Consider the following 25,097-nt stretch of genomic DNA (forward strand, 5'->3'; position numbering starts at 1 on the left):
GATACCCCTCAGAGACCCAGGAAGGCCTTGGCGATGATGTTGCGCTGGATCTCGTTGGAGCCGCCGTAAATCGAGACCTTGCGGTAGTTGAAATAGAGCGGCGCGGCCGCATCCGCCCATTCCGGCGAGACAGCAGGCTCGTTCCAGCCCTCGGGCTGCTCATGGTCCGGCGCGGGCAGCGAATAGGGGCCGGCGACCTCCAGCAGCAGCTCGGTCGTGGCCTGCTGCAACTCCGATCCCCTGATCTTCAGGATGGAGGATGCGGGATCGGGCTTGTCAGCATGGCGGTGCCGCTGGTTGGCCACCACGCGCATCTGCGTGATCTCCAGCGCCTTCAGCCCGACCTCGATCTCCGCCACCCGCCGGCGGAAATCCGTGTCTTCCCAAAGGGTGCGCCCACCGGCCTCCGTCTCGCGCGCCAGGCGCTTGGCGCGGGCCAGGCGCTGCTTGGAAAGGCCGATGCGCGCGATTCCCGTGCGCTCATTGGCCAGCAGGAACTTGGCATAGTCCCAGCCTTTGTTTTCCTCCCCCACGAGGTTCTCGGCGGGGACTTCCACCTCGTCGAAGAAGACCTCGTTCACCTCATGCGCGCCATCGATGGTTATGACGGGACGCACGGTGATGCCGGGCGACTTCATGTCGATCAGCAGGAAGGAGATGCCCTTCTGCTTCTTCGCCTCGCGGTCGGTGCGGACCAGGCAGAAGATCCAGTCCGCATGCTGTCCCAGCGTCGTCCACGCCTTCTGGCCGGAGACGATGTACTTGCCGTCCTTCTTCTCCGCCCGCGTCTTGAGGGAGGCGAGGTCGGAGCCGGCGCCGGGCTCGGAGAAGCCCTGGCACCACCAGATGTCGAGATTGGCGGTGGCGGGCAGGAAGCGGCGCTTCTGCTCCTCGGAGCCGAAGGCAGCGATCACCGGGCCGACCATGAAGACGTTGAACTGCAGCGGCAGCGGCACGGCGGCGCGCTGCAACTCCTCGGTGTAGATGTAGCGCTGCACCGCGGACCAGTCCTTGCCGCCCCAGGCCACCGGCCAGTTCGGCGTGGCCAGCCCGGCCTCGTTCAGGATGCGCTGGGAGGTGACGATGTCATCCTTCCCCAGGTGCCGGCCTTCCGCGACCTTCTGGCGGATGCCGGCCGGGATCTTCTCCCGGAAGAAGCGGCGGAGATCGTCGCGGAACGCGATCTCCTCGGGCGTGAAGCGGAGTTCCATCGGGGCCTCCTCAGACGATCTCGATCAGGCCGGCCGCACCCTGGCCACCCGCGACGCACATGGTCACCACCGCATATCTGGCACCGCGGCGGCGGCCTTCCAGCACGGCGTGGCCAACCAGCCGTGCGCCGCTCATCCCGAAGGGATGGCCGATGGAGATGGCGCCGCCATTCACGTTCACTTTGGCCGGGTCGATGCCCAGCTTGTCCCGGCAATAGATGGACTGGGAGGCGAAGGCCTCGTTCAGCTCCCACAGGTCGATATCGTCCACCTTCAGCCCATGGCGGGCCAGCAGGCGCGGCACGGCGAAGACGGGGCCGATGCCCATCTCCTCCGGCTCACAGCCAGCAGTGGCATAGCCGCGGAAGATGGCAAGCGGGGCGAGGCCACGGCGCGCGGCCTCCTCGGCGGACATCAGCACGCTGGCACTGGCGCCGTCGGAGAGCTGGCTGGCATTGCCGGCGGTGACGAACTTGCCCTCCTTCACCGGCTTCAGCTTGGAGAGACCCTCCATCGAGGTGTCGGGGCGGTTGCCCTCGTCCCTGGACAGGGTGACGGTCTCCTCGCGGGTCTCGCCGGTCGCCTTGTCCGTCACCTTCATCACGGCGGTGAAGGGCACGATCTCGTCATCGAAGCGGCGGGCCTGCTGCGCGGCGGCGGTGCGGCGCTGGCTCTCCAGCGAGAACTCGTCCTGCGCCTCGCGCGAGACGCCGTAGCGCTCCGCCACCAGGTCGGCCGTGTCGATCATCGCGTCGTAGATGCTGGGCTTGTTCTCTTCCAGCCAGGCGTTCCGGTAGCGGTTCCGGTTCACCGTGGGCTGGACGAGGGAGATGGACTCCACGCCGCCGGCGATGGTGACGGGCACCTTGTCCACGATGATGCGCTTGGCGGCATGGGCAATCGCCTCCAGGCCGGAAGCGCAGAAGCGGCTGACCGTCACGCCGGCGGAGGAGACCGGGATTCCTGCACGGATCGCGGCGTGCCGGGCCACGTTGCCGCCCGTCGCGCCCTCGGGATAGCCGCAGCCGAAGATCACCTCCTCGACACCCTCGGGCTCGAGCTTCGCGCGCTCCATCACGGCGGCGATGGTGTGGGCGGCCATGTCCGCGCCATGGGTGTTGTTCAGCGCACCGCGATGCGCCTTGCCGATCGGCGTGCGCGCGGTGGAGACGATGACGGCGTCGGTCATGGGTTGGAACCCTCCTGTGCGGCGGCCTCGGCGCGGGCGCGCTCCTCGGCGACCAGGGTGCTGGCCAGCAGCTTGCCGGCGGGGGAACGGGGAAGGGAGTCGCGCAGTTCCAGCGCGGCGGGCATCTCGTGCCGCCCCACGCGGTCCCGCAGGAAGGCCTTCAGCGCATCCAGCGTCATCTCCGGCGCGCCGGGGCGCAGGGTGACGAAGGCCTTGGCGGACTGGCCCCTGTAGGGATCGGGAATGCCGATCACGATCACCTCCGCCACATCCGGATGCTCGTGGATCGCGGCCTCGATCGCGGCGGGATACACGTTGAACCCGCCGGAGATGATCATGTTCTTGCGCCGGTCCATGAGGAAGAACATGCCGTCCTCCTCCATGCGGCCAATATCGCCGGTGAGGAACCAACCGTCGCGGAAGGTCGCCTCGGTCTCGGCGGGCTGGTTCCAGTAGCCGGCAAACACGCTGGGGCCGCGGATGGCGATCTCCCCCACCTCGCCCGGCGGCAGCGGCCGGGCGGGATCCTCCATGGAGACGATGCGCAGATCCACGCCGGGCAGCGGCAGGCCGATGATGCCGGGGCGCGGCGTGGCGACCACCGGAACCCGCGTGCCGGCCGGGCCGGTTTCCGTCATGCCCCACCCGATCCGCAGGCGCTGGCCGAGAAGGCTTTCCACCCTGGCCGCCACCTCGAAGGGCAGCGGCGCCCCGCCGGAAATGCAGGCCCGCAGGGAGGAAAGATCGAAGGCCGCCGCGCCGGGATGGTTGAGCAGCGCGATCCAGATAGTGGGCACGCCGGAGAGCACGGTCACGCGCCGCCCCTCGATATCGCGCAGCGTCGTCTCCGCATCGAAGCGCGGGCGGAGCAGGATCTCGTTGCCATCGGCCAGGTGGCGAAGCAGCACGGTGGTCAGCGCGTAGATATGGAACAGCGGGAGCACGGCCAGCACGCGCTGCTCGCCCGCCACCAGCACGCCGCCGTCATTCCAGTTCTGGTAGATGCTCACCGCCGCGGTGAGATTGCCATGGGTGAGCATCGCGCCTTTCGGCATACCCGTGGTGCCGCCCGTATATTGCAGCAGGGCGACATCATCGGGCGAAACCCGGGGCCAGGAAGCAGGCGGTTCGGCGGAGAGGGCGGAGAGACGCAGGAAGCGGGCATCGGGCTCCACGCCCCCGTCGGCTTCGCCGGAGAGCCAGGCCGCGTCCTCGCCCAGCAGCACCCGCTCCACCGCGCCGGTTTCCAGCAGGTCCAGGGCGGCTGCCGGAAGGCCGGGCAGGTCGGTGGTGACCAGCAGCCGCGCGCCACTGTCCCGCAGCTTGTGCTGAAGGACCCGCTTCGCATCCAGCGGGCTCAGATGCACCACCCGTGCACCGATCCGCGCCAGGGCAAGGAAGCAGACAGGGTGCCAGGGCGTGTTCGGCAGCAGCAGCCCAACGGCCTGGCCCTGCCCCAGGCCAAGGCCCATCAGGCCGGCCGCGAGGCGCTCGACCGCTGCCCCAAGCTCCGAATAGCTGATCTGGCGGCCACGATACTCCAGGGCCGGCTTCGCGCCCCAGCGGGCGACGGCCCGATCGAGCAGCCCGCCCAGGGTTCCACGCTCCAGCGGCGCGTCCCAACGGCATCCTTCCGGATAGGAGGCGATCCAGGGCCGGGACAGCCTTCCGGCCAGATCCGACGCCCCGTCGATCTCGGCTGCCGATGCCGGCTGCGTCACGCGTTCCCTCTCCGTGGCTGCTTCCAATTTCCGCATTGCGGAATTATGTTCTGCGTTCTTGGCCCTCATATCGGCCAGGCCTGGAACCCGGTCAAGCCGGGACAAAGGGAGGAAGAATGCGGAAACGGGCGGCCGCCCCTTTGGAGGCGGGCGAGGACCGGCAATTCGTCACCGCCATCGCGCGGGGCTTCGAGATCCTGCATGCCTTCGAGGCGGAAGACCCGATCCTGGGAAACCAGGAACTCGCCGAGCGGACAGGGCTGCCGCGCGCCACCGTCTCCCGCCTCACCTATACCCTGACCCGCCTGGGCTATCTCACTTACCTCCCACGCTTCGGGAAATACCAGCTGGGGCTCGGTGTCGTGCCGCTTGGGCAACTTGCCCTGGCGAATATGGGCATCCGCCGCCTGGCCGCGCCACTGATGCGGCACCTGGCGGGCGAGACGAACGCCTCCGTCTCGCTCGGCCGGCGGGATGGCCTCTCCATGCTCTATGTCGAGCATGTATCCCCCCGCACGGCGGTGGCCGTGCAGCTGGAAATCGGTTCGCGGGTGCCGATCGGTCTGACCGCCATGGGACGCGCCTATTACGCCGCCTCGCCCGAGGCAGAGCGGAGAAGCCTGGATGATGCCCTGGCTGCCCGTTATCCACAGGACTGGCCGCGTATCCAGCAAAGCCTGGCGGAGGGCTGTGCCATGCGGGCGGCGCACGGCTTCACCCTTTCGGCCGGGGATTGGACGCCCACCGTCCATGCCGCCGGTGCCGCCGTCACCCTCCCCGGCGGCGAGGTTTTCGCCCTGAACTGCGGCGCACCGGCCTTCATGCTGGAGCATGAGCGCCTGGTGGCCGAGGTCGGTCCCAGGCTGGCTGCCGTGGCCCGCCGCATCGAATCCCTTGCCAGCGGCCCGGGACGCGCCACCAATGGCAGGATGGAGAGTTGAAGGAACCGGGCGGAAGCCCCATCTTCGGAAAGCCGCCTGTCCGGCTTCAGGCCCAGCCCGGCTGTTTTCCGCCCTTCTCGAAGCCCCGCCCATGCCGCGCCCCCGCGGAATGGCAACAGGACTTGCCCTGCGGCGCGGATACGCAGCCCGCCGACATCACGAGGTTCAACGTGTCCCATAGCAAGACGAAGCCCGAGGCCGCCAACCCGGCGGAAGCCGCGGCGCTCGAGGAAACCATCGCCTATCTGGCAAAGCGGCACCGCGTGTCGCAGGCCATCGTGCGGGAGATCGCGCGCAAGCTCGGATCGGGCGAGCGCACGGCGATCGAGCGCGAGATCGCGCGCGGCAAGGCCCGGCGCTGAGCCGGGCCCTGCGGCCCTAGCGGCCGTAGATCCGGTCCAGCACCTCGGCCACGGTCACCAGCGCTTCGGCGGAAGGATCGAAGCGCGCGCCGCCTGCCAGGCGCGTGGCCCAATCCGCCGCGGCGCGGCCACCCCATTCATCCGGCGGGGTGGCCAGGACATCCCGCGCGGTGCCGCGGAAGCGTTCCGCCACGAAGTCGTAGAAAGAGCCATTCTGGTTCCGCAGCGCTGCCCCGCCGGCCTGGCCATGGAACTCGGCGGCGATCACCGCATCCTGTCCCGCATGCAGGTTCCAGGAGCATGCCAGGCGGAGCACGGTGCCGCCCTCCAGCTCGATCGTCGCGACCGCATAATCCTCCACGCGGTCCGCGCGGCCGGCCAGGGGCTCCCCACCGGCGAAGAGACGGCCCGAAACCCGTTCCACCTTCGGGAAGCCGAGCGCCCAGAGCGCCAGGTCCACGAGGTGGACGCCCAGATCCATGACGCAGCCGCCACCCGACAGCACGGGGTCGCGGAACCACGGCTTGTCCGGGCCATAGGCGTTGTGGAAGACGAGATCGGCCGCATAGACGCGGCCCAGTTCGCCTGAAGCGATGATCTCGCGGATGCGGCGCATGCCTTCGGTGAACCGGTAGGACAGATCGACGCCGAGCAGCCGGCCCGCGGCGCGCGCCGCCTGCACCGCCTCCCGCACCTCCGCCGCCGTCCGCCCCAGGGGCTTCTGGCAGAACACCGCCACGCCCGCCTGCAGGGCCTGGATCGTCTGTGCCGCATGGAGCGCGCTGGGCGTCGCGATGACCACCCCGTCCAGCCCCAGGGCGAGCATGTCCTCCAGGCTGCCGACCAGCCTCGCATCCGGCGCGAGGGCCTGCGCCTGCGCCGCCATTTCGGGCGAGGGATCGGCGATGGCGGCCGCCTCTACCGCGCCTGTCGCGAGGATCGCCTGCATCCGGTGCCGGCCGATCCAGCCGACGCCGAGGAAGCCGATTCGGGGCCGGTTCATTCGAAGCGCACCAGGGCCTTGAGGAAGCCATCCGGCCGGTCGCGCGTGGCATCCAGCGCCTCACCGAGGCGGTCCAGGCCGAATTCATGCGTCATCAGCGGCTTCGGGTCGAACCGCCCGGCCGCCACGGCCTCCACCGCCTCTCGGATTCCCTGCATGTAGATCTTCGGGTCACGCTCATGGGCGTTGATCACGTCCAGCCCGCGCCAGTTCCACAGCCACATGTTCACCTGCCGCGGCCCGTCCTGGTGGTAGCCCGCCACGATCAGCCGGCCACGCTCCCTGCAGAGCTCGGCCGCGAGGTCGAGCGGCCACTGCTTGCCCACGGCCTCGATGACCACGTCGCAGAAGGTGCCGCCGGTCAGATCCTTCACGCGGGCGATGATGCCGTTGTGGTCCTCCATTGGGATCGTCTCGGCCGCGCCCATGTCGCGTGCGAGGTCGAGCGAGAAGGGGCGGCGGGAGATGGCGATGACGCGCGCCCCCGCCTCGGTCGCCAGCCGGGTGAGGATGGCGCCGAGAAAGCCGATGCCGATGATGGCGACGGTCTGCCCCGCCTCGATCCCGCTGCGGCGGAAGATGTTCATGGCGCAGCCCAGCGGCTCGCCCGGGAAGGGCTGGCCGGCCAGGCTGTCCGGCAGGCGCACCACGTTTCCCGCATCCGCGAGGTCGTATTCGGCATAGCCGCGATAGGTCAGCGCGGCGACGCGATCGCCGATGGAGAGTCCCTGGACCCCCTCCCCCAGCCCATCCACCACGCCCCAGGCCTCATGGCCGAGATCACCGGGCTCGGTGGGGAACGTCATCCAGGCCGGGCCTGACCAGGGGGTGAGGTTGGAGGCGCAGACGCCGCAGCCTTCCAGGCGCAGCCGCACCTGGCCGGGCCCGGGCCGCGGGCGCGGCACCTCCTGCACCTCCACCTTGCCCGGACCGGTCAGCACCGCCGCGCGCATGCGATCCGGCGCGCTCGTCGCACTCATCCGTCTTTCCTCATGCCATGCGCCGCCAGCAGCATCAGGCTGCCGGCGGCCAACTCCGTCCGCCGCGGCGGTCAGGCCGCGATGCTGGCCTTCGCCGGCGCGTAGCGCCGGATCATGGAGGCGCAGAAATCCGCGAATTCCTCCGGCACCTGCGGCGGGCTGGTGTGGTGGGGCGCGATGCCCCGATGCTCCGGCGTGAAGCAGAAGGTCACGGTCACGTCGAAATCCGCCAGCGCTTCCATCTGGCGGTCGAACCAGTCCAGCGCATTCGGCCGGAAGCTGTCCGCCCAGGAGAGGCCGGTGCGGAGATAGGTGACGCCGAGGCGCTTCATCCACTTCACCGCGTCATAGAGGCGGTGGTCCTCGTAATGGAACCACTGGCACAGGCCCATATGCGGCGTGTGCTTCGCGAAATGCTCGATGGAAGGCTTCGGCGAGCCATCCTCGCGCAGCAGCCCCATGTAGAAGTGGCGGTAATAGGAGGAACCCTCCGCCTCCTTGTGGCGCGTCGTCGCGCCCCAGGCCTGCGGCAGGTCATAGAGGCTGTACCAGTGGATGCGCGGCGCCTTGCCGATCAGCAGCTCCGCCGTGCGGTCCACGCCCCAGGCCTGCACCTCCTCGGCCCCGAAGGTGGAGATGCCCACCTCCGTCACCCAGATCGGCTTGTTCGTGACGGCGCGGATCTCCTCGATCTTCTGCGGCCACTCGCCGATCTTCCAGAGGTTCCAGTCGAGCGGGAAGCCGTGCACGGCCACCACGTCGATCTCCTCCATCACGCCCTGGCCGGTCAGGTTCTCGATGAAGGAGGGATCGATGGGCGAGATGCCGCCGAGCACGCGCGGCAGGTGCGGGTTGGCCTCCTTGATGGCACGGCCCGCGAGCTTCGCGGTTTCGGCGAACTTCACCCAACCCGGATCGATCTCGGGGTCCCAATGGGACTTGTTGTTGGGCTCGTTCCAGATCATCGCGGCTTCGATCACGCGCGCTTCTCCTTCGCGGGATAGGCGGCACCGGCGCCCCAGGGGGCCTCCACGCGCCGGCACAGATAGACCTCCTGCTCCGGGTGCCCGAGGATGGCGAAGCCGGCGGAGCGCAGCATGGCCTCCGCCGCCGCCGCATTCGGCGCCCACCAGTTGGAGGGGTCTTTCGAATATCGCTTCTCGATGAAGTGCAGCTTCGGCCAGCGGGGGTCGTCGAACACGGCCGTCTCGGAGAAGGGATAGTCCTCCTCCGGCGTCATCGCCTCCTCGGCGCCGCGCTGCATGGACTGGAAGAGAAGCAGGTCCTTCGCGACATGCTCATGGATCAGGTCCAGCGCCAGCAGCGGGTGGCGCAGGTGGTAGAGCACGCCCATGAAGATCACGAGGTCAAAGCGCTCGCCCAGCTCCGCCACGTCATAGACGGAGAGGTTGCGGAACTCCGCTTCCAGCCCCGTCACCTCGGAGGCGAGGCGGGCCTGGGCGAGGTAGCGGTCGTCGGAATCGATGCCCAGCACCCGCGCCGCCCCGCGCCGCTTCATCTCCATCGAGTAGAAGCCGGCGTTGCAGCCGATATCCAGCACCGTCTTTCCCGTCAGGTCCTGCGGGATCACATGGGCGAAATGCTTGAACTTGTTGGCGGGGTAGTTCCAGAGGAAGTGGTTCGGCGCGGTCTGCACGCCACCGAGGTCAAGGTTGTGGAACCATTCGCCCAGCGCCTCGACCCGGCGCTGGATCTCTTCCTTCGAAAGCGTGGTCGTCGCACTCATCCTGCCTCTCCCACCGCCGGCTCCTCCGCATGGCCGAGCCGCCGGACCGGCGCCGCGTCGAGCCGGTCAAGAACCGCCAGCAGCTCATCCGCGCGGTGCGCGCAGCTGTGGCGCGCGCGGATCGTTTCCAGCCCGCTCTCCACCAGCGCCTGGCGCAGCGCCGGGTCCTGGCGAAGGGCGGCGAGGTGCCGGGTCATCTCCGCCTCGTCACGCGCCGTCAGGTAGTCGCGGCCCGGGCGGAACAGCCCCTCGGAATCCTGCCAGGGCGCCGAGACCAGCGGGATGCCGCAGGCCAGCGCCTCGAACACGCGGATGGTGGGGATGCCGGGCAGCATCCGCACATAGAAGCGGCGGGGCACATGCACGGTGGCGAGGTGCCGCGCGAAGATCTCGGGCGCGCGCGCATTCGGCAGCCATCCCCGAAAGCGCACGCCATAGCGCGCGAGGGTCGCAAGCGCCTCCTCCGGATAGCGCACGCCGTAGATGTCGAGCGGCAGGCCGGCGGATTGCGCCGGGCGCATCAGGAAGCTCTCCAGCTCCTCGCTGCGCTCGCCATCGCCCCAGTTGCCGATCCAGACCAGGCCTTCGCGCGGTTGCTCCTGCACAGGGGGATGGAAGAGACGCGTATCCGCCGCCTCATGCCAGACGAAGACCCGGTCGCCCCAGCCCCAGGCGCGATAGACCTCCGCCAGGGTGGCGCCGAAGGCCAGCACCCCGTCATACCCGTCCAGGTCGAAGGTGCGGATCGCCTCGGGATCGCTGACGGCGCGGTGATGCGTGTCGTGGAAGAGCAGCGTGAAACGCGCTTCCCGCCGGCGCAGCCTTCCGATGGCCGCGACCAGCTCCGGCTCGTTCCACTCATGCATGATGACCAGATCGGCATCGGCCAGGGCAGCCTCCGCCTCCTGGATCGTCGAGAAGCGGCGGGAGGCCAGTTCCGGATAATGGGCCCGATAGGCCTCAAGCCCGGCCTCGCCATGGTCGCGCAGCAGATTCTGCAGGCTCCACGCGCCTTCCGGCTCCAGTGCCAACACCTCATGCCCGCGATGCACGAATTCCCGCAGCACTCCGCGGAGGAAGTGCGCGTTGCCATGGTTCCAGCACGAGGCAAGCGAGTGCGTGAGATAGACCAGCTTCATGCGGCGGCGCTCCCCTCTGCTCCGGCGCTGCGATAGGCCGCGAGCATCCCCTCGACCATCGCCTCCACGCTGTATCGCGCCGCGCGACTCCGGGCGGCGGCGCCGAGCCTTTCGCGTTCCCGTGCATCCCCTCCAAGCCGGGCGATGGCCTGGGCCAGGGCAGCCGCGTCACGCGGGGGCACGAAGACAGCGGCGCCGTCCCACAGCTCGCGGAAGGTCGGGATATCCGAAAGCACCAGCGGGCAGCCGGCTTGTGCCGCCTCGACCACGGCCAGGCCGAAAGGCTCGTACAGCGCCACCGAGACATAGATCGGCCGATGGCTGAGCCATTCCGCCAGCACCGCCTCCTCCAGCGAGCCGAGGTTCCGCAGGGCGGGTGCCTCGGCCTGGCTGCCATCCGGCCCGGCCAGGGGCCCCGCCGCGAAGAAGGGCAGGTCCAGCTCCGCCGCCGCGGCATTCATCGTGGCAAGGTTCTTCCCGGCATCCCAGAGGCGCCCCGCCGTCAGGGCGAAGACAGGCGGCACATCCGGCGAGGACTGCCCGGGGGATGCCATCAGGCGCCGCCCGTTATGAACAACGACGGGCCGCTGCGGCAGGGCATAGCGCCGCATCACGGCCTCGGCGAAGCCCTGGCTGGGCACGACCAGACGGTCGGCCGCCGCCGCCCCGCGCCGGAGCAGATCAGCCCTCCAGCTGAAGTCATCCGGCAAGGCACCTTCCCGCACGGCATCCCACCAGGTGGCGGTGCAGGAGTGCAGGACGGCGACCACCGGCACCGGGAAGCGGGCCCCGGCGGCATGGGCGGGGCTGTTCAGATGGACCAGCTCCGCCCCCGTGTCCCGCGCCAGCCCGGCGATGGCCTCGCCGGCCTCAAGCACCGCCTCAGGCCGATCCGCAAGCCAATCCAGCGGCAATCCGGTGAGGCGCAGCTGCAGGCCGGGAATGGCTTCCGCCTGGGCACGCCGCGTTTCCGATGGTGGCGGCCCCATCACGGCCAGGACGATCGTCACGCCCCGCGCGGCAAGCCCTTCCGCCAGGTCGAGCGCATAGGTCCAGACGCCGCCCGCGGCGTCCGTCGTCATCAGCAGGCGAAGGCCCTGGCCGGGGCGTCTCACGCGCTCGCCGGTTCCAGCGCGACCCGCTCCTGGCGGAGCCACTGGGCGAGCGCGGCAACGCCCTCGCGCCAGGGGCGGGCCGGGCGAAGGCCCAGCTCGCGCGTCACGGCGGTCGTGTCCGAAACATAGTAGCGCTGGTCGCCCGCGCGCCAGTCGGAGTAGCGGGTCTCGACCTTGCGGTTCGTGATGTCGCCGATATGGCCGATGAGCTGGCGCAGGCTGATGGCATTCGCCGGCCCGCCGCCGAGGTTGAAGGCGCGCCCTGACACGGCATCGATATGGCGCAGGGCCGCGACATAGGCCTCAACCGCGTCACCCACATCCATCACGTCCCGAACCTGACAGCCATCGCCATAGATGCTGATCGGTTCGCCACGCAGCGCGCGAAGGACGAAATGCGCGACCCAGCCCTGGTCCTCGGTGCCCATCTGGCGCTGGCCATAGATGCAGCTCATGCGCAGCACGGCGGTGGGAACGCCGAAGGAGCGCCCGAAATCGAGCACATACTGGTCCGCCGCGCCCTTGGAGCAGCCATAGGGCGTGTGGAAATCCAGCGAGCGGTCCTCACCGATCCCGCGCGCCCGCAGTTCCGGATCGGCGGGCACATAGGAGTCCCCGTCCAGCACCAGCCCGACATCGGCGAGATCGCCATAGACCTTGTTGGTGCTGGCGAAAATCAGCGGCACCCGCCCGCCACGCTGGCGCAGCGCATCCAGCAGGCCGAAGCTCGCGGCCAGGTTGATCTCGAAATCGGCGCGCGGATCCACGAGGCTGGTGGTCACCGCGACCTGCGCGGCAAGATGGAACACCGCCGAGGCGTCGCGCGCCGCCTGACCCAGGGCCGCCGCATCCCGCACATCGGCGATGGTGGCGGACACCTTGCGCGGATGCCGCCGCCGCAGCCATTCCAGGTTGGTCTCCACACCCGGACGGGACAGCGCATCATAGATGAGGATGTCATGCCCCTCCGCGGCCAGCCGGTCCGCGAGGTTGGAACCGATGAAGCCCGCTCCGCCCGTGATCAGGATGGGTTGCTTGCCGGTTACGGCCGGCCCCGGGGAGGAGACGGCGTTCACGCCACGAGCCCCCGCAGCTCAAGCTCGTTCCGGGCCTGGGTCACGCGGTCCTGCGCCTGCTGCCGCGCCACCCATTCCGCCAGCTCAGCGAGATCGGCGGTGAAGTCGAGATGCTGCGTACGGTAACCCAGCTCCTCGCGTGCCTTGGTGATGTCGGGGATGTTGTGGCGAATGTCGCCGGCGCGGGTCTTGCCGGCGATCTCGGGCTCAAGGTCCACGCCCATCGCCCCGGCCAGGTCCGCGGCCACGTCCTGGACCGTGCGGTCCACCCCGCTGCCGATATTGTACACGCCGCCCGCGGCCTGGGGCCGGTCCAGCGCGAGGAGGAAGGCATTGGCCACGTCCTCCACATGCACGAAGTCGCGGCGCTGCAGCCCGTCTTCGAAGATCATCGGCGGCTGGCCGTTCTGAAGCCGCGCGGCGAAGATCGCGAGCACGCCGGTATAGGGGTTCGAAAGAGCCTGCCCCGCGCCATAGACATTCCAGAGGCGGAGCGCGACGCCCTCCATCCCATAGGTCGGGGCAACGGTGAGGGTCAGCCGCTCCTGCACGAACTTGCTGATCGCATAGACCGAGGCGAGGTTCGGCCGCTTCCACTCGGGCGTCGGCACCGGGACCATGGGGCGCCCCTTCGCGTCCAACGGGTCCCAGGGCGCATCCGGGCCGCTGCGCGGGCGCCGCACCGCATCCTCCACCAGGTTGCCATCCTGGTCACGGTAGAGCCCCTCGCCATAGATGCTCATGGATGAGGCGACGACCACGCGCTTCACCGGCTGGTCGATCAGCTGCTGGAAGAGCACCGCGGTGCCATGGTCATTCACCGACACGTAGCGATCGATCGCATACATGCTCTGGCCGACACCGACTTCAGCCGCGAGGTGAACGACCTTGTCGATACCCTTGAGCGCGCGGGCAACCGCGTCCGGATCCCGCACATCACCGCGGACCACCTCGACCTCAGAGTCGAGTCCATCCGCACCGCGATCGGCATGCACCTGCTCGATGAAGCTATCGAGCACGCGAACATGGTCGCCACGATCCAGAAGGGCGCGCGACACGTAGCGACCAATGAAGCCGGCACCGCCGGTGATCAGGATCGATTCCGCCAAAACCTCGTCCTCCGGCTGACAGCCGCATGCGCGGCGAGACGCGCAGAACGGATGAGGATGCCCGACTCCGCACGGCTGCCGTCTTACGGCGTCGTTGGTGAGTCCTTACCTGCTCTGCATCGTATGTAGAAGATGACAGCAGGGTAGAAGGTGGTCAGGAATGGCATCACATTTTCTTGTGACAAGCAAGCGTCAGCGATGCACGCACCGCCAGCGATTGATCGGCTCCGAAGCGTGAAGCTAAGTTGATGCATCGGCTGACGCATGGCCGACACACGGGAAAATAGGAATTCTGATCTCTTGATGCCCGGGTCGCTCAGCTTCCTGGCCGCATGGCCGCGCATGCCCCTCCAGCCCAGCCCGGAGGGCATGTCCCGATGAGCCGCAGCCCGGTGCGCGTCGCCGTCGTCGGAGTGGGGAACTGCGCCTCCTCCTTCGTGCAGGGCATCCGCTTTTATCGTGACGCCGCTTCGAACGAACCGGTGCCGGGGCTGATGAACGTGGAGCTCGGCGGCTACCATGTCCGCGACATCGAGATCTCCGCGGCCTTCGACGTGAACGCCGCCAAGGTCGGCCGCGACGTCGCGGATGCCATCCTGGCCGAGCCGAACAACACCCATGTCTTCGCCGATGTCCCGCCCACAGGCGTGATCGTGCGGCGCGGCGCGACGCTGGACGGGATCGGCCGCTATCTCAGCGCGGAGATCACCGAATCGGACGAGCCGGTCGCCGATGTCGCATCCATCCTGGAGGAGTCGCGCACCGATGTGGTCGTCTCCTACCTTCCCGTCGGCTCGCAGAAGGCCACCGAATACTACGCGGAGCAGGCGCTCCGGGCCGGTTGCGCCTTCGTGAACTGCATCCCTGTCTTCGTCGCCTCCAACCCCGAATGGCAGCGCCGCTTCGAGGCGCGCGGCGTGCCGATTATCGGGGACGACATCAAGAGCCAGGTCGGCGCCACCATTGTGCACCGCGTGCTGGCCAATCTGTTCAAGGATCGCGGCGTGCGGCTGGACCGCACCTATCAGCTGAATTTCGGCGGCAATGCCGACTTCCTGAACATGCTGGAGCGCGAGCGGCTGGAATCGAAGAAACTGTCCAAGACCCGCGCCGTCACCAGCCAGCTCGACATGCCCTTGCCTGCCGATTCCGTCCATGTCGGCCCCAGCGACCATGTGCCCTGGCTCACCGACCGCAAATGGGCGCAGATCCGGCTGGAGGGCACGGGCTTCGGCGGCATGCCGCTGAATGTCGAGCTGAAGCTGGAGGTCTGGGATTCCCCCAATTCCGCCGGCGTGGTGATCGATGCGGTGCGCTGCGCCAAGATCGGGCTGGATCGCGGGATCGGCGGCGCACTGATCGGTCCGTCCAGCTATTTCATGAAGTCGCCGCCCCAGCAGTTCCATGACGGCGAGGCGCGTGAGCGCACGATGCGCTTCGTGGCAGGCGAGAGCTAGGTGGCGGCGTGGCCACCACGTTCTTCCTCCTGCGCCATGCGGCGCATGACCGCGTGGGAAGCACGCTCTGCGGCCGGATGGCAGGCGTGAGCCTCGGGCCGGCCGGGCGGGCCCAGGCGGAGGCGCTGGCCAGGCGCCTTGCGCGGGAATCGCTGTCGGCCCTCTACACCAGCCCGCTCGAGCGTGCGCGCGAGACGGCCGCCCCCATCGCCGCCCGGATGGGGCTGGCACCGCAGATCAGCCCCGCCATCCAGGAGATCGATTACGGCGACTGGACCGGGCGCGACTTTGCCGCCCTCGATGGCGATGCCGAATGGGCGCATTGGAACGCTGCGCGCGGGACGGCCCGCGTGCCCGGTGGCGAGTGCATGGCCGAGGCGCAGTCCCGCGCCGTGGCGGAGATCGAGCGTCTCGGCGCCGCGCATCCCGGCGAGCGGATCGCGGTTGTCAGCCATGCGGATGTCATCAAGGCCGTGTTGGCCCGCTATCTCGGGCTGGATCTCGACAATCTCCTCCGCTTCGACATCGCGCCCGCCTCGGTGAGCGCGCTGGCCCTGTGGGAGGGCGACGGAAAGGTGCTGTGCATGAACGAAACGGTGGCGGCATGAGAATCGCGTTCTACGGATCGAGCCTTCTCTCCTCCTACTGGAACGGCGCGGCCACCTATTATCGCGGGCTGCTGCGGGACCTGGCGGCACGCGGCCACCAGGTGACCTTCTACGAGCCCGACGCCTTCGACCGGCAGAAGCACCGCGATATCGAGCCACCGGAATGGGCGGAGGTGCGCGTCTATGAGGCCACGGAATCCGCCATGCGCGCCGTGGTGGCCGAGGCCGCGCGCGCCGATGTGGTGGTGAAGGCCAGCGGCGTCGGCGTGTTCGACGATGCGCTGATCGAGGGCGTGATGAAGGCCGCCCGGCCGGATGCCATCCGCATCTTCTGGGATGTGGATGCGCCGGCGACCCTGGCCGAGATCACCCCGGCCCCGGACCACGCCCTCCGGCGCACCCTCCCCTCCCTCGACCTCGTCCTCACCTATGGTGGCGGCCCGCCGGTGATCGCGGCCTATGAGGGGCTGGGAGCACGGCGCTGCATCCCGATCTACAACGCGCTCGACCCGGAGACGCACCATCCCGTCCCGTCCGATCTCCGCTTCGCCGGGGACCTGAACTTCCTCGCCAACCGCCTGCCGGACCGGGAGGCACGGGTGGAGGAGTTCTTCATCAAGGCCGCAGCCCACTTGCCGGACCGCGCCTTCCTGCTCGGCGGCAATGGCTGGCACGACAAGCCCATGCCTTCCAACATACGCCAGATCGGCCATGTCGGCACGCGGGACCACAACGCCTTCAATACCTCCTGCCTCGCGGTGCTGAATGTCGCGCGGGACAGCATGGCGGCGGTGGGCTACTCCCCGGCCACGCGCGTCTTCGAGGCGGCGGGTGCCGGTGCCTGCCTCATCACCGATGCCTGGGTCGGCCTCGAACTCTTCCTGAAGGAGGGCGAGGAGGTTCTGGTGGCGCGGGACGGTGCCGATGTGGCGGAGCATGTCCGCAGCCTCACCCCCGAGCGCGCCAAGGCCATCGGCGAGGCCGCCCGGGCCCGCATCCTGGCGGAGCACACCTATGCACGGCGCGGTGCCGAGGTGGACATTCTGCTGAAGCGGGAAGCTGAGCGCGTGCGCGCCCGGGGCATCGCGGCATGAGCGGCAAGATGCGGGTGGTTGTGCTGGGGCTGAGCCTTTCCTCCTCCTGGGGGAATGGCCATGCCACCACCTATCGCGCCCTGCTGCGCGCCTTCGCGGCGCGCGGCCACGACATCCTGTTCCTGGAGCGCGACGTACCCTGGTATGCGCAGCACCGGGATTTACCGAACCCGGATTTCTGCCGCCTGGAGCTTTACCCCGATCTGGCGGCGCTGGAGGAATGGCGCACGGCGATCGCCTCGGCCGATGCGGTGATCGTCGGCTCCTATGTGCCGGACGGCGTGGCTGCCGGCCGGATGGTGCAGTCCACGGCGCGCGGCGTCACGGCCTTCTACGACATCGACACGCCAGTGACCCTCGCCAAGCTGGAACGGGGCGACGAGGAATACCTCTCGCCCGCCATCATCCCGGGCTATGACCTCTATCTCTCCTTCACGGGCGGGCCGACGCTGGACCGGCTGGAACGGCATTACGGCTCCCCGGCCGCACGGCAGCTCTACTGCTCCGTCGATGAGGAGGCCTATCGTCCGCTCGGCCTGGAGCCGCGATGGGACCTCAGCTATCTCGGCACCTACAGCCCGGACCGGCAGCCGGTTCTGGAACGCCTGCTGCTGGAGCCCGCTCGCCGCGCGCCGGAGTTGCGCTTCGCCGTGGCAGGCCCGCAATACCCCGCTGACATCGACTGGCCAGCCAATGTCGAGCGGATCGAGCATGTGCCGCCCGCCGGGCACCCCGCCTTCTACGCCCGCAGCCGCTTCACCCTGAACGTGACTCGGGCCGACATGATCCGCGCCGGCTACAGCCCCAGCGTGCGGCTCTTTGAGGCCGGTGCCTGCGGCGTGCCCATCATCTCGGACCGCTGGGACGGCATTGAGACGCTGCTCCGCCCCGGTGAGGAGCTGCTGCTGGCCGATGGTGCGGAGGATGTGCTGCATGTGCTGCGCACCATGCCCGAGGAACGCCGCCGGGCGATGAGCGAGGCGCTCCGCACCCGCGTGCTGGGCGAGCACACGGCCTCCCACCGTGCGGCGGAGCTGGAGGGCCATTTGCGCGAGGCCATGGCACGCCAGGCGGCGGCACGGCCCGCGGAGGCGCAGGTCGCGTCCTGAGGCCGGGCCTGATCGCAGGCCGTGATCCTCTACGGCGATCTCCCCCGGCATGAGGAGCCGTGCGCCGTCCTTGCGGCGCTGCGTGAGGCGTTGCAGCGCATCCGGCACCTTCCCGCCGGGCTGGACCGGCATGCCGCCCTTGTCGCCACCCTGATCCGGGCCGGGGAGCTGGCCCAGGGGCTGGCTGATGCGGCGTTCCAGGCGCGGGGGATGGATGCCGCGTCTCCTGCTGCGGATGCCGCGATGGCGCTGGTCACGGAACTGGCCCGGCATGTCTGGCAGTCCTGGCAATCCGCCTTCACGGTGGCGAATCCGCCCTCGGATGCCTGGATCGCGGCGCTCGAAGCGCTTCCTCTCCCCGCAAGGGTGGAGACGAAACGCGCGGAGGGCTTCGCCTTCTACGCCCTGTACCCGGAAGCCTATGGCCTCGCGGCATCGGCCCTGCCCAGGAACCTGCCGGTCCGCGTCATGGGGCTGCGCTCCATCGGAACAAGCCTGAGCGCCATGGTGGCTGCCGCCCGGGACGCCCCCGTGCCCCGCACCCTGCGGCCGGTGGGGCATCCATTCCTGCGCGAACTTGCCGTGGAGAAATACCTGGCGGCCGCCATGCTCTCCGACCCCGGGGCACATCACGCCATTGTCGATGAAGGCCCGGGGCTGTCGGGCAGCAGCTTCGGCGCGGCCATGGCCTTCCTCGCGGAAGGCGGGGTGCCGCTGGAGCGGATGCATCTCATGCCCGGCCATGCTGGCATGCCGGGCGGGCAGGCGCCGGAGCGGGACCGGGAACGTTGGGCCCGCGTGGCCCGCCACCCCGCCTCCTTCGATGCGCTTCTTCTCGATCCACCCCTGCCGGCGCAGCGGCTGGAGAGCTGGGCCGCATCCCTTCTCGGCCCCGCCACCTGTCCGATGGAGGAGATCTCGGGCGGTGGCTGGCGCCGGCTCCGCTTGGCGGACGAGGCCGCCTGGCCACCGGTCCACCCCTTCATGGAGCGACGCAAATTCCTCTTCCGGACAGCGGGCGGCACATGGCTTCTGAAATTCGCGGGCCTTGGCCGGGAGGGTGAGTTAGCAGCCCACCGGGCGCGGCGGCTGCACGAGGCCGGCTTCACGCCCCCCGTTGCCGGCTTGCTGCATGGTTTCCTGGCAGAGCGCTGGCTCGGCGAAGCGCTTCCCCTTGACCCCGCCCGGGTGGATCGCGACGCCCTCATCCGGCATCTCCAGCACTATCTCGGCTTCCGCTCGCGGCAGATGCCCGCCGCGCCCGAGGACGGCGCCTCGGCGGCGACGCTCTTCGCCATGGCACGAGCCAATGCCGAGGAGGCGCTGGGCCTGGCCACCGCATCCCGGCTCGATCGCTGGCAGCCGCATCTGGCCGCCTTGGAAGCGCGTTTCCGGCGCTGCTGGACGGACAACCGGATGCATGCCTGGGAATGGCTCTCCCTGCCCGATGGAAGCCTGCTCAAGACGGATGCGGTGGATCATGCCGCCGCCCATGACCTGCTGGGCTGCCAGGACATCGCCTGGGACATCGCCGGAGCCACGGTGGAGCTGCGCCTGTCGCGGCAGGAGCAGGCGGCACTGCTCGCATCGCTCGGCCGGGACAGGCCGCTGCTCGACTTCCTGATGCCCTGCTACCTGGCCTTCCAGCTCGGCTATCACAGCATGGCGGCGGATGCCTTCGGCTGGAACCCCGCCGAGGCGACCCGCGCGAGCGAGGCGGCGGACCGCTATGCGGAGAAGCTGCAGCGCTGCCTGCGGGCGGGATAGACGGGGCGGAAGCGCCAGCCTCCCGCCCCGCCCGACCTCAACGGGCCGGCATCCCTGCCCCACCCCGCAGCCGGCGCAGCAGCGCATCGATCGCCAGAGCGATCGTCGTCACCGCGATCAGCAGGGTGGAAACCGCGGCGATGGTCGGCTCCACCTCCAGCAACAGGCTGTTCCAGATCCGCACGGGCAGGGTTTCCGAACGGAAGCCCGCCAGGAAAATGGAGATCACCAGCTCGTCGAAGGAAGTGAGGAAGGAGAACAGCGCGGCGGACACCACCCCGGGAAGGGCCAGGGGCAGCACCACGCGCCGGAACACTCCCCAGCGCGTGCAGCCGAAGACCATCGCCGCCCGCTCCAGCGCCGGGTCCACGGTGCGCAGCGCGGATTGCAGGATCACCAGCACCACCGGCATGGCCACCACCGTGTGCGCCACCGCGATCCAGGGCCGCACCCCCACCAGCCCCATCCGGGCCGAGAGGAAGTAGATGGCCACCGCCGTGATCACATGCGGCACGATCACCGGCGTCAGCAGCAGCGCGGCGATCACCCGCTTGAAGGGAAACTGCCCCCGCACCATCGCATAGGCCGCGAGAAAGCCCAGGAAAGTGGAGAGCACGGAGGTCAGCGCCCCGATCATCAGCGAGTTGACGATGGCCTGCCGCCAGCGGGGATCGCCGAGGAAGCGCTCATACCAGCGCGTGGAAAGGCTCTCGGGCGGGAACTTCAGGTATCCGTCCCCGGAGAAGGAGGCGATGGCAACGATGATGATCGGGGCCAGCAGCCCGAAGCAGAGCAGCACCACCAGCGCCCGCAACAGCGTGGCGCGCCAGACCGGCCCCATCATCGCATCGCCTCCCCGGGCTCGGCAAAGCGGCTGTACACAGCATAGAGCGTCAGCGTCACCGCCAGCAGCACCACGGTCATCATCGCGGCGGCCGGCCAGTTCTGCGTCAGCTCCACCTCGCGCTCGATCAGCATGGCGATCATCACGTCGCCCGGCCCGCCCATCAGCGCGGGCGTGATGAAGAAGCCAATGGCCAGGATGAAGGTGATCAGCACCCCCGCCACCACCCCATGCAGGGTGAGCGGCATGAAGACGCGGCGGAACACGGTGGCGGGCGAGGCGCCCATCCCCTCCGCCGCCTGCATCAGCCGCGGATCCACCGCCTTCATCGCGGCGTAGAGCGTGAGGACCATGTAGGGCAGCAGCACATAGGTCATGCCGATGATCACGCCGGTGCGGTTGTAGAGGAGATTCACCGGCTCGCTCACCAGCCCCAGGCCCAGCAGGATCTGGTTGATCAGCCCGTTCCGCCCCAGCAGCACCATCCAGGCATAGGTGCGGACGATGGTGCTGGTGAAATAGGGCAGCACGATGCAGAGCAGGATGACGGTGAAGGCCGCCCCCCGCGCCCGCGACAGCGCGTAGGAAACGGGATAGCCGATCACCAGCGTCAGCAGCGTGACGACGGCCCCGACCCAACCCGTGTTCAGCAATGCCCCACCCACCGCGCCCGAGAGGAGCACGGCATCGGCCTCCGCCATCACCTCCTCCCAGGAGCCGAGTTCCATGATCGAGGAGGAGAGAAACCAGCCGATCGGCAGCAGGAAGAGGGCGAACAGGAGCAGCAGCGAGGGCAGCAGCAGCAGCAGCGCCGCACGGATCTTCAGCGGCACGGGATCAGGCCGCCAGAAGCCGGCTGTCCTCGGCGCGCCAGCTCAGGCGCACCGGATCACCCGGGGCATGCAGGGTGGCGCCGGCGCCGTTCGCCGCGTCGCAGAGCACCGTGGCGCCCTCCGGCACCTCCACCGCGTAGCGCACCACATTCCCGAGGAACGAGGCGTGGCGCACCCGGCCGGGAAGCATGTTCGGCCCCTCGCCCGGCGCGTCCGGCGCGATCGTCACCTTCTCCGGCCGGATGAAGAGCAACCCTTCCGGCGCGGACAGCGCGCCCGCCCCGGCCTCCAGCCGCGCGCCGCCGGGGCCGGCGACCGCATTCCCGTCGCGCCGCGCAGGCAGCAGGTTCGCCTCGCCGAGGAAGGCGGCCACGAAGCTGGAATCGGGCTTCTCGTACACCTCGCGCGGCGGGCCCATCTGGGCGATCCGGCCACGCTCCATGATGGCGATGCGGTCTGACATGGTCAGCGCCTCCTCCTGGTCATGGGTGACGTAGATCACCGTCGTGCCAAGCCGGCGCGATATCTCCTTGATCTCCACCTGCATGTGGTAGCGCAGGTTCTTGTCCAGCGCGCCCAGCGGCTCGTCCATCAGCACGATGCGCGGATGCGCGACGATGGCCCGGGCCAGTGCCACGCGCTGCTGCTGCCCGCCCGAGAGCTGGCGCGCATAGCGTTGCTCGAAGCCGGTCAGCTTCACCATCTCCAGCGCCTCGGCCACGCGGGCCGCGATCTCGGCCTTCGGCGCGCGCTTGACCGTCAGCGGGAAGGCCACGTTCTCCGCCACGTTCAGATGCGGGAAGATGGCATAGTTCTGGAACACCATGCCCAGCCCGCGCCCGCGCGGCGGCACATGGGTCATGTCCTGCCCGCCCAGCATCACCCGGCCCTCATCGGCCATGACGAAGCCCGCCAGCATGGAGAGCGTGGTCGTCTTGCCCGAGCCGGAGGGGCCGAGCAGGGTGAAGAACTCGCCAGGGGCGATGGCGAGCGAGACGCCCGCCACCACCGTTTCCGCGCCATACCGCTTCGTCACGCCCTCAAGCGCGACGGAGCCGGCGCTCACCGCCGCCTCCCTCAACGCTGGACCCAGCGCGACCAGAGGCGGTTCACGCGGTCCCGGTTATCCTCCCACCAGACGCTGTTCTGGAAGAAGCCGATCTGGCGCGAATTCGGGCTGCCGGGCGCACGGGCGCGCTCCTCCTCGGACAGCAGCGGGAAGGCCTTGTTGTTGGTCGGGCCGTAGATCAGGTCCTTGGAGTACTTGGCCTGCACCTCGGGCTGCAGCATGTAGTCGATCAGCAGCTGCGCGCCCTGCACGTTCTGCGCGTCCTTGAACACGCCCAGCGCCTGGGTCTGGATCATGTGCTCGTTCCAGGTATAGGCCAGCGGCGCCCCGCGATCGATCAGCACCTGCAGGCGGCCATTCCAGATCGAGCCCGCGACCACCTCCTTGTCCGACAGCATCTGGGCGGAGAGCGCGCCCGTGTCCCAGAAGCGGCGGATCTGCGGCTTGATGCGCTCCATCGACTTCAGCGCGCGGTCCACATCGATGGGATAGATCTGGTCCTTCGGCACCCCATCAGCCAGCAGCGCGAATTCCAGGTTGGGCGAGCCGGAGGCCATGTCCGCCAGCATGCGCGGCCCCGGGAACTTGCCGGCGTTCCAGAAATCGGCCCAGGAATTGGGCGCGCCGCCCGCGAAGTGATCCTTGTTGTAGGCCAGCACCGTGCAATAGACGAAGTTGGCCACGCGGCGCTCATTCCGCACCTGCGGCACGATGTCCTCGGGCTTGGACCACTTCCACTTGTCGTAGGCGATCGGAGCCAGGGCGCCCATGCGCTCGAGCGTGAGGAGCTGGCCGTCGCCCGTGTCGATCAGGTCCAGCTCCACGTTGTTGGCGCGGAACATGGCGATCAGCTTGGAGGCCGTGGCCGCCACCGGGCGCACCACGATGCCCGTCTCCTTCGTGAAGGGCTCGTAGACATGCCGCCGCATCACGTCGTCATAGGTGCCGCCCGGCGTGCGGACGATCACCTCGCCGGCCGCGCGCGCGGGGCGCGACACCAGCGCGGGCACCGCGAGGGCGGAGCCCAGCAGCAGGCGCCTGTTCAGGCGGATCAGTTCGGTCATGGAGCGCCTCTCCTTCTGGACGGAATCAGCTCAGTGGAAACGGGTGATGGAATAGGGAGCCATGTCGATGCGCGGCGTGTCTCCAAGAATCGTACCAGCGACCAGCCTGCCGCTCGGCGGGGCGCCCGTCATGCCGAAATGGCCGTGCCCGAAGCAGAGATGCAGCCCGGGATGGGACGGCACCGGCCCCAGCACGGGAAGGCTATCCGGCGTGGAGGGACGATAGCCCATCCAGAGCCGGGCCTCGCCACCCTGGATATCCGGGAACAACCCGCGCAGCTGCCGCAGAAGCTGTTGGGCACGCCGTTCGTCGGGCGCCGCATCCAGGCCGGCGATCTCCACCGTGCCGGCCACGCGCAGCCCCTCTTCCATCGGCGTCACGCCGAAATTGCCGGATTTGTAGAGGATGGGCAGCTTCGGCGTGATGCTCGGATCGGGCAGCATCAGATGGTAGCCGCGCTCCGTTTCCAGCGGCACGCGGATGCCGAGCGGATCGAGCAGCAGGCGGGACCAGGCGCCACCCGCCACCACCACCTGCCCGGCCCGGTGATTGCCGGTGTTGGTCATCACCATCCATCCCCCGCCTTCCTGCGGGATCAGCTTCATCGCCCGTTCCGGCAGGATGGTGCCGCCACCGGCAAGGAACAGCTCGCCCAGGCGCCGCACCACGCGCGGTGGGCTGACAGTGTGGCCATTGCCCGGAACGAGGACGCCGCGCGAGACATGGCGCGCGATGCCGGGGAAGAACTGGCGGATCTCGTCCGCGCCCAGCACCTCGGCCTGGATGCCCAGGCGCTCGCGCAGGCCGCGCTCCAGGGCCGCGCCGGGCGTTTCCTCCGGCTCGTCCCAAATCTGCACCTGGCCGGTGCGGCGGATGAATTCGGAATAGCCTTCCGCCCCCAGCAATTCGCGCCAGTCATCGAAGGCGGGCGCGTGCAGGGCGCGCATGGCGTCGGAGATGGCATGCACGCGGTCCATGCGCCCCGCGCGGATCCAGCGCGCCAGCCAGGGCGCGGCCCTGGGCAGATAGGCCGGGCGCACCACCAGCGGGCCCAGCGGGTCGCTCAACCAGCCCGGGACCTTGCGCAGCATGCCGGGCAGGGCGATGGGCACAACCGTGTCCGCGCTCAGCAGCCCGGCATTGCCGAAGGAAGCCCCGCCGGCCGGCCCGAGCGGATCGATCACCGTCACCTCGCGCCCGGCGCGCAGCAGGGGAAGGGCCGTGGAAAGCCCCGCCACCCCCGCGCCGAGGATGATGACCCGCCCGGAGCCCATCAGCCGAGCTGCGCCGTGGCGATCAGCTCGATCCGCATGCCGGGCGCGAGCAGCTCCTTCACCACCACCGTCGCGCGGCAGGGATAGGGTTCCTGGAAGAACTCGCGATACACGGCGTTCATCCCGGCCGCGTCACCCGGCTCAACCAGGTAGATCTGGCACAGCATCACATCCGCCAGGGTGCCACCCGCGGCTTCCACCGCCATCTTGAGGTTGGACAGGGTGCGGCGCGTCTGCGTCTCGATGTCGCCGCCGATCACGGCGCCCGTCTCCGGGTCCTTCGGGATCTGGGCGGTGATGACCAGGTTGCCCCTCTTCACGGTGCCGCTGATCGGCCCCTTCGACTTCGCGATCCCGGTCTCGACGGCTTCGAACATCGGCATT

General features: G+C 69.2%; 24 protein-coding genes. 7 read left to right on the forward strand and 17 right to left on the reverse strand.

Features of this window, described 5'->3' with window-relative positions; all coding sequences use genetic code 11:
* Positions 1–8: 8 nt before the first annotated feature.
* The 3 genes from J8J14_RS05230 to J8J14_RS05240 are packed head-to-tail and all read right to left on the reverse strand — an operon-like array spanning position 9 to position 4,121.
* On the reverse strand, positions 9–1,211 hold the full coding sequence (locus J8J14_RS05230) for an acyl-CoA dehydrogenase family protein (RefSeq protein ID WP_209378410.1): 1,203 nt from the start codon (positions 1,209–1,211) through the stop codon (positions 9–11).
* Between the two features lie 10 nt (positions 1,212–1,221).
* Positions 1,222–2,400 (reverse strand): acetyl-CoA C-acyltransferase, encoded by a 1,179-nt coding sequence (locus J8J14_RS05235; RefSeq protein ID WP_209378411.1) that lies wholly within the window; start codon positions 2,398–2,400, stop codon positions 1,222–1,224.
* A complete protein-coding gene (locus J8J14_RS05240) occupies positions 2,397–4,121 on the reverse strand; it encodes an AMP-binding protein (RefSeq protein WP_342452393.1) in 1,725 nt (574 codons plus the stop codon). The genes J8J14_RS05235 and J8J14_RS05240 overlap by 4 nt, the downstream gene beginning before the upstream one ends.
* A gap of 116 nt (positions 4,122–4,237) precedes the next feature.
* On the opposite strand from J8J14_RS05240, the gene J8J14_RS05245 reads away from it, so the two are divergent.
* Complete coding sequence (locus tag J8J14_RS05245) at positions 4,238–5,062, forward strand: IclR family transcriptional regulator (RefSeq protein WP_209378413.1); 825 nt, start codon at positions 4,238–4,240, stop codon at positions 5,060–5,062.
* A gap of 170 nt (positions 5,063–5,232) precedes the next feature.
* The gene (locus tag J8J14_RS05250) at positions 5,233–5,424 is read left to right on the forward strand and encodes a hypothetical protein (RefSeq protein ID WP_209378414.1); all 192 of its coding nucleotides are present in this window, start codon (positions 5,233–5,235) and stop codon (positions 5,422–5,424) included.
* A 16-nt stretch (positions 5,425–5,440) separates the two neighbouring features.
* Here J8J14_RS05250 and J8J14_RS05255 read toward each other — a convergent pair whose 3' ends face one another.
* The 8 genes from J8J14_RS05255 to J8J14_RS05290 all read right to left on the reverse strand — a co-directional run bounded on the left by J8J14_RS05255 (position 5,441) and on the right by J8J14_RS05290 (position 13,593).
* A complete protein-coding gene (locus J8J14_RS05255; protein WP_209378415.1) occupies positions 5,441–6,427 on the reverse strand; it encodes a Gfo/Idh/MocA family protein in 987 nt (328 codons plus the stop codon).
* Positions 6,424–7,407 carry an MDR/zinc-dependent alcohol dehydrogenase-like family protein gene (locus J8J14_RS05260; RefSeq protein WP_209378416.1) on the reverse strand — a complete coding sequence of 328 codons (984 nt, stop codon included), beginning with the start codon at positions 7,405–7,407 and terminating at the stop codon, positions 6,424–6,426. The genes J8J14_RS05255 and J8J14_RS05260 overlap by 4 nt, the downstream gene beginning before the upstream one ends.
* Positions 7,408–7,478: 71 nt before the next feature.
* Positions 7,479–8,387 carry a glycosyl hydrolase gene (locus J8J14_RS05265; RefSeq protein WP_209378417.1) on the reverse strand — a complete coding sequence of 303 codons (909 nt, stop codon included), beginning with the start codon at positions 8,385–8,387 and terminating at the stop codon, positions 7,479–7,481.
* Positions 8,384–9,154, reverse strand: coding sequence for a TIGR04290 family methyltransferase (locus J8J14_RS05270; RefSeq protein ID WP_209378418.1), 771 nt, complete (start codon positions 9,152–9,154; stop codon positions 8,384–8,386). Before J8J14_RS05270 ends, J8J14_RS05265 begins: the two co-directional genes overlap by 4 nt.
* Positions 9,151–10,293, reverse strand: a complete 1,143-nt coding sequence (locus J8J14_RS05275) for a CgeB family protein (protein ID WP_209378419.1) — start codon at positions 10,291–10,293, stop codon at positions 9,151–9,153. Before J8J14_RS05275 ends, J8J14_RS05270 begins: the two co-directional genes overlap by 4 nt.
* The gene (locus tag J8J14_RS05280) at positions 10,290–11,408 is read right to left on the reverse strand and encodes a glycosyltransferase family 4 protein (protein ID WP_342452394.1); all 1,119 of its coding nucleotides are present in this window, start codon (positions 11,406–11,408) and stop codon (positions 10,290–10,292) included. The genes J8J14_RS05275 and J8J14_RS05280 overlap by 4 nt, the downstream gene beginning before the upstream one ends.
* Positions 11,405–12,484, reverse strand: a complete 1,080-nt coding sequence (locus J8J14_RS05285) for an NAD-dependent epimerase/dehydratase family protein (RefSeq protein WP_342452395.1) — start codon at positions 12,482–12,484, stop codon at positions 11,405–11,407. The genes J8J14_RS05280 and J8J14_RS05285 overlap by 4 nt, the downstream gene beginning before the upstream one ends.
* Positions 12,481–13,593, reverse strand: coding sequence for an NAD-dependent epimerase/dehydratase family protein (locus tag J8J14_RS05290; protein ID WP_209378420.1), 1,113 nt, complete (start codon positions 13,591–13,593; stop codon positions 12,481–12,483). The genes J8J14_RS05285 and J8J14_RS05290 overlap by 4 nt, the downstream gene beginning before the upstream one ends.
* Before the next feature lie 377 nt (positions 13,594–13,970).
* Here J8J14_RS05290 and J8J14_RS05295 point away from each other — a divergent pair, with 377 nt between their 5' ends.
* Genes J8J14_RS05295 through J8J14_RS05315 form a run of 5 tightly spaced genes read left to right on the forward strand, consistent with a single transcriptional unit; the run spans position 13,971 to position 19,628 of the window.
* The gene (locus J8J14_RS05295) at positions 13,971–15,050 is read left to right on the forward strand and encodes an inositol-3-phosphate synthase (RefSeq protein ID WP_209378421.1); all 1,080 of its coding nucleotides are present in this window, start codon (positions 13,971–13,973) and stop codon (positions 15,048–15,050) included.
* Positions 15,051–15,058: 8 nt separating this feature from the next.
* Complete coding sequence (locus J8J14_RS05300; RefSeq protein ID WP_209378422.1) at positions 15,059–15,658, forward strand: histidine phosphatase family protein; 600 nt, start codon at positions 15,059–15,061, stop codon at positions 15,656–15,658.
* Entirely contained in the window at positions 15,655–16,752 is a 1,098-nt protein-coding gene (locus J8J14_RS05305) for a CgeB family protein (RefSeq protein WP_209378423.1), read from the forward strand. Before J8J14_RS05300 ends, J8J14_RS05305 begins: the two co-directional genes overlap by 4 nt.
* Positions 16,749–17,861, forward strand: a complete 1,113-nt coding sequence (locus J8J14_RS05310; protein ID WP_245215431.1) for a CgeB family protein — start codon at positions 16,749–16,751, stop codon at positions 17,859–17,861. The genes J8J14_RS05305 and J8J14_RS05310 overlap by 4 nt, the downstream gene beginning before the upstream one ends.
* A 21-nt stretch (positions 17,862–17,882) precedes the next feature.
* Positions 17,883–19,628, forward strand: a complete 1,746-nt coding sequence (locus tag J8J14_RS05315) for a hypothetical protein (RefSeq protein ID WP_209378424.1) — start codon at positions 17,883–17,885, stop codon at positions 19,626–19,628.
* Positions 19,629–19,665: 37 nt separating this feature from the next.
* On the opposite strand, the gene J8J14_RS05320 is transcribed toward J8J14_RS05315, so the two are convergent.
* Genes J8J14_RS05320 through J8J14_RS05345 form a run of 6 tightly spaced genes read right to left on the reverse strand, consistent with a single transcriptional unit; the run spans position 19,666 to position 25,090 of the window.
* Positions 19,666–20,472, reverse strand: coding sequence for an ABC transporter permease (locus J8J14_RS05320; RefSeq protein WP_209378425.1), 807 nt, complete (start codon positions 20,470–20,472; stop codon positions 19,666–19,668).
* Positions 20,469–21,305, reverse strand: coding sequence for an ABC transporter permease (locus J8J14_RS05325; RefSeq protein ID WP_209378426.1), 837 nt, complete (start codon positions 21,303–21,305; stop codon positions 20,469–20,471). Before J8J14_RS05325 ends, J8J14_RS05320 begins: the two co-directional genes overlap by 4 nt.
* A gap of 4 nt (positions 21,306–21,309) precedes the next feature.
* Entirely contained in the window at positions 21,310–22,371 is a 1,062-nt protein-coding gene (locus tag J8J14_RS05330) for an ABC transporter ATP-binding protein (protein ID WP_209378427.1), read from the reverse strand.
* Between the two features lie 11 nt (positions 22,372–22,382).
* Positions 22,383–23,438, reverse strand: a complete 1,056-nt coding sequence (locus J8J14_RS05335; RefSeq protein ID WP_209378428.1) for an ABC transporter substrate-binding protein — start codon at positions 23,436–23,438, stop codon at positions 22,383–22,385.
* A gap of 30 nt (positions 23,439–23,468) precedes the next feature.
* On the reverse strand, positions 23,469–24,713 hold the full coding sequence (locus J8J14_RS05340; RefSeq protein ID WP_209378429.1) for an NAD(P)/FAD-dependent oxidoreductase: 1,245 nt from the start codon (positions 24,711–24,713) through the stop codon (positions 23,469–23,471).
* The gene (locus J8J14_RS05345) at positions 24,713–25,090 is read right to left on the reverse strand and encodes a RidA family protein (protein ID WP_209378430.1); all 378 of its coding nucleotides are present in this window, start codon (positions 25,088–25,090) and stop codon (positions 24,713–24,715) included. The genes J8J14_RS05340 and J8J14_RS05345 overlap by 1 nt, the downstream gene beginning before the upstream one ends.
* Positions 25,091–25,097 lie beyond the last annotated feature (7 nt).

Source organism: Pararoseomonas baculiformis (assembly GCF_017813395.1).
In the GTDB taxonomy this organism is placed as follows: Bacteria; Pseudomonadota; Alphaproteobacteria; order Acetobacterales; family Acetobacteraceae; genus Roseomonas; species Roseomonas baculiformis.